The sequence below is a fragment of the Protofrankia sp. CiT1 genome, from assembly GCF_917627335.1.
Taxonomy (GTDB): domain Bacteria; phylum Actinomycetota; class Actinomycetes; order Frankiales; family Frankiaceae; genus Protofrankia.
Genome location: NZ_CAKJTP010000071.1, coordinates 1 through 9,960 on the forward strand (window position 1 = coordinate 1; position 9,960 = coordinate 9,960).

General features: G+C 67.9%; 6 protein-coding genes. All 6 read left to right on the plus strand.

Features of this window, described 5'->3' with window-relative positions; genetic code table 11:
- Nucleotides 1-75 precede the first annotated feature (75 nt).
- The 6 genes from MJ785_RS13065 (at nt 76) to glgP (ending at nt 9,846) form a co-directional block, all read left to right on the plus strand.
- Nucleotides 76-1,059, plus strand: coding sequence for a zinc-binding dehydrogenase (locus MJ785_RS13065; protein ID WP_239312185.1), 984 nt, complete (start codon nt 76-78; stop codon nt 1,057-1,059).
- A 481-nt stretch (nt 1,060-1,540) separates the two neighbouring features.
- Complete coding sequence (locus MJ785_RS13070; protein ID WP_370651702.1) at nt 1,541-2,269, plus strand: sucrose-6-phosphate hydrolase; 729 nt, start codon at nt 1,541-1,543, stop codon at nt 2,267-2,269.
- A gap of 169 nt (nt 2,270-2,438) precedes the next feature.
- Entirely contained in the window at nt 2,439-3,047 is a 609-nt protein-coding gene (locus MJ785_RS13075; protein ID WP_239381132.1) for a TetR-like C-terminal domain-containing protein, read from the plus strand.
- 315 nt (nt 3,048-3,362) lie between these two features.
- Nucleotides 3,363-4,856 (plus strand): MFS transporter, encoded by a 1,494-nt coding sequence (locus tag MJ785_RS13080; RefSeq protein WP_239312179.1) that lies wholly within the window; start codon nt 3,363-3,365, stop codon nt 4,854-4,856.
- Between the two features lie 137 nt (nt 4,857-4,993).
- Nucleotides 4,994-7,015, plus strand: coding sequence for an acetate--CoA ligase (gene acs, locus MJ785_RS13085; protein ID WP_239312172.1), 2,022 nt, complete (start codon nt 4,994-4,996; stop codon nt 7,013-7,015).
- A gap of 272 nt (nt 7,016-7,287) precedes the next feature.
- Nucleotides 7,288-9,846, plus strand: a complete 2,559-nt coding sequence (glgP, locus tag MJ785_RS13090; protein ID WP_239312169.1) for an alpha-glucan family phosphorylase — start codon at nt 7,288-7,290, stop codon at nt 9,844-9,846.
- Nucleotides 9,847-9,960: the final 114 nt, after the last annotated feature.

Genomic DNA, 9,960 nt, shown 5'->3' on the forward strand with positions numbered 1-9,960 from the left:
GCAGACCCTGGACGAACTTCCGGCGGCGACCACTAAGTCGGCGCACCGCGTCCGCGGCGCCTCTACTGTGTACCGATGCTCGCCGTTGCCGCTGTATCCCAGAGCTCAGCCGACCCGTTGGCCGGGCTGGCCGTGGGCGAGCGCCCGGAACCGTCCGTCCCGGACGGCTGGACCACGGTGGCTGTCCGGGCCGCGGCGCTCAACCATCACGACCTGTTCAGCCTGCGTGGCGTAGGGCTGCCCGCGGACAGGCTGCCGATGATTCTGGGCTGTGACGCGGCCGGAGTGAGCGCGGACGGTGAAGACGTGATCGTCCACGCGGTCGTCGGTGACCCGGCCGCGGGCGGTGGCGACGAGACGCTTGACCCGCGGCGTTCGCTTCTCTCGGAGCTGTATCCGGGGACCCTGGCCGAGGTCGTGGCGGTGCCGCGGCGCAACCTCGTGCCCAAGCCGGCGTCGCTGTCGTTTGCGGAGGCCGCCTGCCTGCCGACCGCCTGGCTGACCGCTTACCGCATGATCGTCAACCGGGCCGGGCTGCCGTCTGCCGGCGGTGGCACCCTGCTGGTGCAGGGCGCGGGTGGTGGCGTGTCCACCGCCGCGATTATGATCGGGAAGGCTGCCGGTCATACCGTTTTCGTCACTTCGCGAGACGCGTCCAAACGCGCGCAGGCGATGAAGCTGGGTGCGGACGAGGTCTTCGAAGCCGGGGCGCGACTGCCGGTCAAGATGGATGCGGTCATCGAAACCGTTGGCGCGGCGACCTGGGAGCACTCGGTGCGGGCACTGCGACCGGGCGGCCGCATCGTCTGTGCCGGCGCGACGAGCGGCGCGAACCCGCCGGCCGAGCTGAACAGGATCTTCTTCCTGCAGCTGTCGGTGATCGGCTCTACCATGGGCACCCGCGACGAGCTGGCCGATCTCGCGACCTTGGTCGACCGGGCCGGGCTACGGCCACCTATAGCCGATGTCCGTCCGTTGGCGGACGCCCGCGCGTCGTTCGTGAAGCTGGTCCGCGGCGAGGTGTTCGGCAAACTCGTCCTGACCGTTTCCCCCCGGTAGCGCCTTCGGCACGTCTCGAGTGTCTCCAGCTCCCCGAAGCCAGGTATACGGCGTGTTTCGGGAACCGTCGTTCGATCAGGGAGCCGTCCAGGTGGCTGCTGGCACGGCCGCGGGCCACACCGATACCGGATGAGCTGTATCGGTGTGGCCCCGAGAACGCGGCCAAGCGTCGACCACTAAGGGTCGACCACTAAGGGTCGGCAGGTGTCCTGTTGCGGGCATCAACGATTCGTCGTCAGCCGCATCTATTCTGTCATCATGATGGGCTGCCGCTGTAGGCGGGCGGCGGCGTACCGCAATGCTGTGGATCGTTCGGGTACCCGCGTCATACAGTTCGGGCATCGACACACGAACCCCGCTGGCGCCATCCCCCGGATCCCCGCCGGGCTCGCGTTGGCTGGTCGCCTGCGATCTCGACCAGACGTTGGTCTACAGCCGGAGGTCTTTCCGCCTAGCGCCGGGCGGCGGTGAACCCGCTCTGGTGACCGTCGAGCATATTGACGGTCAGCCGGCCGCCTTCTGCACCGTCCGTGCGGCCAAACTGATCGCGTGGCTGGCCGCCGCGGCCACTCTCGTCCCGGTCACCACGCGCACCCGAGCGCAGTATGAAAGAATCGATCTTGGTGTGCGCCCCAAGTTCGCGATCACGACAAACGGTGGGCAGCTGCTGGTGGACGGCTGCCCCGATGAGGACTGGGCAGCCCTGGTCCGCGCCCGGATCGACACGCAGGCCGGCCCGCTCGCCGACGTCCAGGCCGTGGCCGAGCGTCTTGCCGCCGACGGTTGGGTCCGGGTCAGCCGGGTCGCCGAGGGCCTGTTCGTGTACCTCGTCGCCCATGAACGTGGCGCTGTCCCCGATCTCCGCGGGGTCGCGGCGGACCTTGCCGCCGACGGGTGGAGGCTGTCTGTCCAGGGGCGCAAGGTCTATCTGCTGCCAGCTGTCCTGACCAAGGAGGCGGCGCTCGTCGAGGTGATGCGCCGGGCCGGCGCCGCCGCCCTGGCCGCGGCTGGGGACTCGCTGCTTGACCGCGGGATGCTCGCTGCCGCGGAGCTCGCTGTCCGTCCCGCCCATGGCGAACTTCACGAAAGCGGCTGGACCTGGCCGAATCTGCGGATCACCGCCGCGGCGGGCCTGCTGGGCGGGCAGGAGCTGCTGGAAATTCTCGCCACCGCTCTCCTGCCGGGCGCCGGAGACCTCGCGACGGATTGACGCGTTCGAGTTCTGCCCTTTCGCTCCGTTACCGACTGGCCTTATTTTCGCACTTTTTGCACCTTTTATCGGTATTTGACCACACTATGTAGCCATGATGGCTGGCTGAATTCGGGTACAGTACGGTACTGTTTTGGAAAACATCGAACGCTGGGGGCCTGATGACGTGATGCTCTCCTTGCCGCCGTGCGGCTCCGCGCGGGGCCGGCCACGCGACGACGCGCGGGAACAGGCCATCCTCGACGCCGCGCTCGCGCTGCTGGTCGAGGTCGGTTACGAGCGGATGAGCATGGTCGCCGTCGCGGCCAGGGCCCGCGCGAGCAAGGCGACGATCTACCGGCGCTGGGCCAACAAGGACGAACTGGTCGTCGACGCCATTCGCAGGCGGAGCGCGGGCGACGACATAATCCCCGCCGACACCGGTTGTCTTCGTGGCGACCTCATGGACACCATCCGCCAACTGGTCGACCACGTGTCCCGGCAGGATGCCGCACTGATCGCCGGAGTGCTGCTGGCCATGCGGCAGTCTCCCGACCTCGCGGCGGCGCTGCGAGCCCAGACGATCGAAGAGAAGCGCTGGGTCGGCGATCTCATCGTGAAGCGCGCGCTGGGCAGGGGTGAGCTGCGCTCGCCCGTGGCCGCCGATGTCTTCCGTGAGTTGGCGCCCGCACTGCTCTTTTTCCGGCTGCTTTTCACCGGTGAGGTTCTTGACGATTCGTTTATCGAACATATGGTCGATGATGTGCTGCTGCCACTGATGGCCCTCAGCGACCACTGAGAGCGCCCGGCAACAGGGGTGTGGATCAAGGAGTGGGGCTGGGGTGCGTGCATCGCGAGGCGGCGGAGGGAGCCACTGGAGGTGTTGGGTGGCGACTGACGAGCCGCGGGGTGCCCGTCCATCGCGCGGCGATGGACGGGCAGCGATGACGCGAGGTGCGCGCCCTGGCCCCGCGACGCCGCGTCCCCTATTGCCGGCCGCTCTTATTCTTGGGCGCTCTTACTGACACCGGATTCCCTGACGCCGCGTCCGGCATCGCGCCAACTGGCGCCCGAATTGCCCGCTTATTTACTTTTTGGCAGTCGAGGAGTATCGGTGACGACGACTACTGAACGTCTATCTGAGTACAGCGGAACGGAACCCGGGAGCGCTCCCGACCCCCGTCGCTGGCTTGCCCTCGGCATCATCGCCGTGGCTCAGCTGATGGTCGTGCTCGACGCGTCCATTGTGAACATCGCAATGCCCAAGGCCCAGTCTGATCTGCACATCTCCACGGCGGACAGGCAGTGGATCGTTACTGCCTACACGTTGGCGTTCGGCGGCCTGCTGCTCCTCGGCGGCCGTGTCGCCGACTTCGCCGGCCGCAAGCGCGCCCTTATCATCGGTCTGCTCGGCTTCGCGCTGGCATCCGCGCTCGGCGGTATCGCGCCGAACGCCGGGCTCCTGTTTGCCGCCCGTGCGTTGCAGGGAGTTTTCGGAGCCCTTCTCGCGCCGGCCGCGCTTTCGCTGATCACCGTTACGTTCACCGAGACCAGGGAGCGGGCCCGCGCCTTCGGCGTTTATGGCGCGATCGCCGGTGGCGGCGCCGCGCTCGGGCTCATCCTCGGTGGCCTTCTCACCGAATTCGTGTCCTGGCGGTGGTGCCTGCTGGTCAATGTGCCGATCGCGTTGGTCACCGCTGCGGCGGCTGTTCCCATCGTGCGGGAGAGCAAGGCGGAGGGTAAGGCCCACTACGATATTCCCGGGGCGATAACCGTCAGCGCCGGGCTGGTCAGCCTGGTCTACGGCTTCACCAAGGCGGCACAGGACGGCTGGGGCGCGGCGGTCACGCTCGTGTTTCTCGGGGCCGCCGCCGTACTGCTGGTCGTGTTCGTCCTCATCGAGACCCGCAGCGCCGCGCCGCTGCTTCCGCTGCGGGTGCCCCTGGAACGCAACCGAGGCGCGTCCTTCCTGTCGTCCCTGCTCATCGGTGGTGGCCTGTTCGCCATGTTCCTTTTTCTCACCTTCTACTTCCAGGTGAGTCTCGGGTACAGCGCGCTGCGGGCCGGGTTCGCCTTTCTGCCGTTCAGTGGAGGTATCATCGTCTCTGCCGGGCTTGTCAGCCAGCTCCTGCCGCGTACCGGGCCCAAGATCCCGATGGTTGCCGGAACCGTGCTGAGCGCGTCCGGTTTGCTTCTGCTGACCCAGATCGGGCTCGACACCAGCTATGTGAGCCATGTTCTGCCCGAGGAGCTGCTCATCAGCGTCGGCCTCGGGCTGGTGTTCGTGCCGATGTCGAGCCTTGCGCTCGTCGGCGTCGAGCCTCACGATGCGGGTGTCGCCAGCGCTCTGGTCAACGCCACCCAACAGATCGGCGGTTCGTTGGGCACGGCGCTGCTGAACACGGTGTTTGCCACGGCGGTGGCGGACTACCTCGTCAGCCACGGCACCAGTCCGCGCGGCGTGGCCCAGGCGCAGATCTCCGGATACACAACGGCGTTCAGCTGGGGCGCGGCGATGATTCTGCTCGCGTTGACGGTGATCGTCGTTCTCGTCCGGGCGGGGAAAGCCGATGTGCCGGCGGATGCGGTTGCCGTGCACGCAGGGTAAGGAAACCGGAGATCCCAGGGGAAACCGGTGGCGGGCGGAGCGGGACCGGGCCTACCGCCGCTGGATTCCTGTGAGTTGTCGGGGCTTCGTGGTACACCCGGATGCGGACGAGCCAGCCACCGGACGCAGGAGGACCCATGACCAGCACCGCGGACGGCACCGCTGCGATCGGCGCCGGCCAGGACGAGACCGGCTCCGCCGGTGGGCGCCTGGAGCATGAGCTTGAGCGGATGCTCCTGGTTGACCGGTTCGATCCGCCAGCCGGTTTCGTTCCTCGCCAGCCCGGTACGGCTGACAGCGACGCGGCCGCCGTCGATCCGGTTGCCTTCTGGGCGGACAAAGCCCGCACCCTGGTGACATGGGACATCCCGTTCACAACGGTGCTCGACGACCGGAACCCGCCTTTCTACCGCTGGTTCGCGGATGGTCGTCTCAACGTCTCGGCGAACTGCCTGGATCGGCACGTGGCCGCGGGCCGGGGCGGGAAGGTCGCCTTTCACTGGGTTGGCGAGGAAGGCGAGCGACGCACGCTGACCTACGCCGGCCTGCTGGCCGACACCCAGCGGCTGGCCAACGGGTTGAAGAGCCTCGGGGTCGGTAAGGGTGACGTCGTCGGGATCTTCCTGCCGATGATTCCCGAAGTCGTGGTGGCGATGCTGGCCTGCGCCCGGATCGGCGCCGTTCACAACGTGGTGTTCGGTGGTTTCGCTCCGGCCGCGGTGCGCGAGCGGATGGAGGTCTCCGAGGCAAAGGTTTTGATCACTGTGGACGGCGCCCGCCGTAAAGGCCGGACGGCCGCGGTCAAGGAGGCGGTGGACGCCGAGTTCGGTGGCGTGCAGACCCTGGAGCACATCGTCGTGGTCCGCTCGACCGGCACGCCCGCGCCGATGCTCACCGGCCGGGATGTCTGGTACGACGAACTGTGCGAGCGGGCCGACCCGGTGTGCCCGGCCGAGCCGATGGATGCCGAGCATCCGTTGTTCATTCTCTACAGCTCCGGGTCCACGGCCAAGCCCAAGGGCATCCTGCACACCACCGGGGGGTACCTGACCGGGGCGACCTACACCCACCGGCTCGTCTTCGACCTTGACGTGTCCTCGGACGTCTACTGGTGCTCGGCCGACGTCGGCTGGGTCACCGGGCACTCCTACATCGTCTACGGGCCGTTGTCCAACGGCGCGACCAGCGTGATGTTCGAGGGCGCTCCCGATTATCCCGACCGGGATATCTGGTGGAAGATCATCGAAGAATTCAAGGTCACGATTTTTTACACCGCGCCGACCGCGATCCGTACCTGTGTCAAGTGGGGCGCCGACTACCCGGCCAGGCATGATCTGTCGTCGCTGCGGCTCCTTGGCACGGTGGGCGAGCCGATCAACCCGAAGGCCTGGCTGTGGTACCACAAGGTGATCGGCGGCGGTCGTTGCCCCATCGTCGACACCTGGTGGCAGACCGAGACTGGCGCGATCATGATTTCTCCGCTGCCGGGTGTGACGTCGACCAAGCCGGGCTCGGCCACAACCGCACTGCCGGGGATCTCACCGGCGCTGCTGTCCGAGGACGGCGAGCCGATCACTGAGGGGACCGGCATTCTAGTGATCACCAAGCCGTGGCCGTCGATGCTGCGGACCCTCTACCGGGACGACGAACGGTTCGTGCAGACCTATTTTTCACGATTCGGCCCGACAGTCTATGTGGTCGGTGACGCGGCTCGGCTGGATGCCGACGGATATTTCTGGATCATCGGCCGGATCGATGATGTGATCAATGTGTCGGGCCACCGGCTGTCGACCGCGGAGGTCGAGTCCGCGATCGTCGCCCACGAGGCGGTGGCGGAGGCCGCGGTCGTCGCCCAGCCTGATGATCAGACTGGTCAGTCCATTGTGGCTTTCGTCACATTGACCGGGGGTCGTGTCGGTGATGACGAGACGATAGCCGAAATTCGTGACCATGTGGCCGCGCGCATCGGGAAACTGGCTCGCCCCAGGCGGGTGATCTGGGCCGATGATCTCCCCAAGACGCGATCGGGGAAGATCATGAGGCGACTGCTGCGGGACATCGCCGAGGGGCGCGAGCTCGGTGACGTCACGACCCTGCGTGATCCAACCGTAATGGGGGTTTTGTCCGCCAAGGTCGCCGCGGCCGGCTCGGACGAGTGATGGGTTGATCGGAGAACTGGGGGCACAAGACGCCAGCGGTGTCTCAGCGGTCGCCGCCGGAGGTCGGGGTTCCTGCCGGATCGGCGAAGCCGATCCGGCAGGTCCGTCGGGGTATGTCGGATGCCAGGCGGATGCCAGGCGGATGCGTCGCGAGGCGGCCCAGGCCCCGGTAGCGGTGTTCTACCGGCGCCGACGACAACGACGCGAGGCGCCGGCTGGCGCCGGCAGGCCCTGGGCGAACTCCCGGCGGCGACCACTAAGCTCACAACTTCGTGAGAGCCCTTCGACGCTTCACCGTCCGTGCCCAGCTCCCTGAGCAGCTTTTCCCGCTCGGTGAGCTTGTGCTGAACCTCCGCTGGTCGTGGCACCCGGAGACACTTGATCTCTTTGAGTCCGTCGATCCCGAACTGTGGCGCTCCTGTAAGGGAGATCCGGTCCGGCTGCTCGGCGAGGTCGACCACGAGCGCCTTGAGACCCTGGCGACTGATCGCCGGTTTATCCGCCGTCTCAGCAACGCAGCCGAAGACCTACAGGAATATCTGACCGCGCCACGCTGGTACCAGGCGCTGTCCGCGGCACCCAAGGCGATCGCCTACTTCTCGCCGGAGTTCGGGATCACCGAGGTGCTGCCCCAGTACTCCGGCGGCCTGGGAATTCTCGCTGGAGATCATCTTAAGACCGCCAGCGATCTCGGCGTGCCGATCGTCGGGGTCGGCCTGCTCTACCGGGCGGGCTATTTCGTGCAGTCGCTGTCCCGGGATGGCTGGCAGCAGGAACGCTATCCCGGCATCGACCCGCACGGCCTGCCGCTGACCCAGCTCATCGATGCCTCGGGTACTCCGGTCAAGATCGCGATCGGGCTTCCCGAAGGCCGCACCCTGCATGCGCAGATCTGGAAGGCGCAGGTCGGGCGGGTGCCGCTGCTGCTGCTCGACTCGGATGTCGAGGACAACCAGCCGGCCGAGCGGGGTGTTACCGACCGGCTCTACGGTGGTGGCACCGACCATCGCCTGTTGCAGGAGATGCTGCTGGGCATCGGTGGGGTCCGCGCGCTGCGCGCGTACTCGGCGGTTTCCGGCGCGTCAGCGCCGGAGGTTTTTCACACCAACGAAGGCCACGCGGGCTTTCTCGGCCTGGAGCGTATCCGTGAGCTGACCGAGAGCGGCCTGAGCTTCGACGAGGCGTTGGAGGCGGCCCGCGCTGGGACGCTGTTCACGACCCACACTCCGGTGCCCGCGGGTATCGACCGGTTTCCCAAGGATCTGGTGGCCCGTCACTTCGGTGGGGATAACGCCTGGCCGGGCGTGCCCGTCGACCGCGTGCTGGATCTCGGCGCCGAGTCCGACCCGAACGTGTTCAACATGGCTCATATGGGCCTTCGGCTGGCTCAGCGCTCCAACGGCGTCAGCAAGCTCCACGGGATCGTCAGCCGGGAGATGTTCGCGGGCCTGTGGCCGGGGTTCGACCCGGCTGAGGTTGCCATCGGTTCGGTCACGAATGGCGTGCATGCGGCCACCTGGGTGTCGCGCAGTGTGATCGAATTGGCTGACCGGGAGCTGGGACCATCTCCCCTTGAGGGCGCCGGGGAGGGGTTTTCGAAGATCGCCCGGGTGTCGGACGACGCGGTCTGGTCGATGCGCAGGGAACTGCGTGAGCGGCTTGTGGCCGAGGTCCGCCGCCGGCTGCGGGCGTCGTGGCTCCAGCGCGGCGCCGCGCCCGGCGAGCTCGACTGGGTCGACGGCGTGTTCGACCCGGCTGTCCTGACGATCGGGTTCGCCCGCCGGGTCCCGTCCTACAAGCGGCTTACCCTGATGCTGCGGGACCGGGAGCGGCTCACCCGGCTGCTGCTCCACCCGCAGCGCCCGATCCAGATGGTCATCGCGGGCAAGGCGCATCCGGCCGACGACGGCGGCAAGCAGCTCGTCCAGCAGATCGTGCAGTTCGCGGACACACCCGAGGTCCGCCATCGCATCGTCTTCCTGCCTGACTATGACATCGGGATGGCGCGTTTCCTCTACGCCGGTTCGGACGTGTGGCTGAACAACCCGCTGCGCCCGCTGGAGGCGTGCGGGACGTCGGGGATGAAGGCCGCGCTCAACGGCTGTCTCAACCTGTCCATCCGGGATGGCTGGTGGGACGAGATGTTCGACGGGCAGAACGGCTGGGCGATCCCCACCGCGGACGGTGTCGAGGATCCCGAGCGCCGTGACGACCTCGAGTCGGTCGCCTTGTACGAACTGCTGGAGAACACGGTCGCCGCGCGCTTCTACGACGTCACCAGCGCGGGCGCGCCTCCCCGGCAGTGGACATCGATGGTCAAGCACACCCTGTCCACCCTCGGCCCGCAGGTGCTCGCCACCCGGATGGTGCGGGAGTACGTCGAGCGGTACTACATCCCCGCCGCGGCCTCGGCGCGGGTGGCCGCGGCCGACGGACTGGCCGGGGCCCGTGGTCTCGCGGGCTGGAAGGGGCGGGTCCGCCAGGCGTGGCCGGCTGTGCGGGTGGTCAACGTCGACTCGGCCGGGCTCGGTGACACCCCTCAGGTCGGTCAGTCGTTGGTGGTCCGGGCAACGGTCGAGCTCGGTGGCCTGGACCTCGCGGATGTGGAGGTCCAGGCCACCTACGGCCGTATCGATGAGGCCGACCGGCTGCTCGGCCCGACTACCGTGGCGCTGGCCCACCTGGGTACCGGCGAGGGCGGTGGGCAGCGTTTCGAGGGCACCATCCCGCTGCGGCGGACGGGCGCCTTCGGCTACACCGTCCGGGTGCTCCCACGGCATCCGCAGCTCGCCTCACCGGCCGAGCTCGGGCTCGTCGCCAACCCGGACTGACCGCATCCGGGCCTGACCGCGCACCCACGGTCACCGTGCCGGCATCGGGTGGGGGCTGGCCGCGCTCCGCCAGTCCCCACCCGGCACCGCCGACCTCGCCGCCACCCGGCCGCC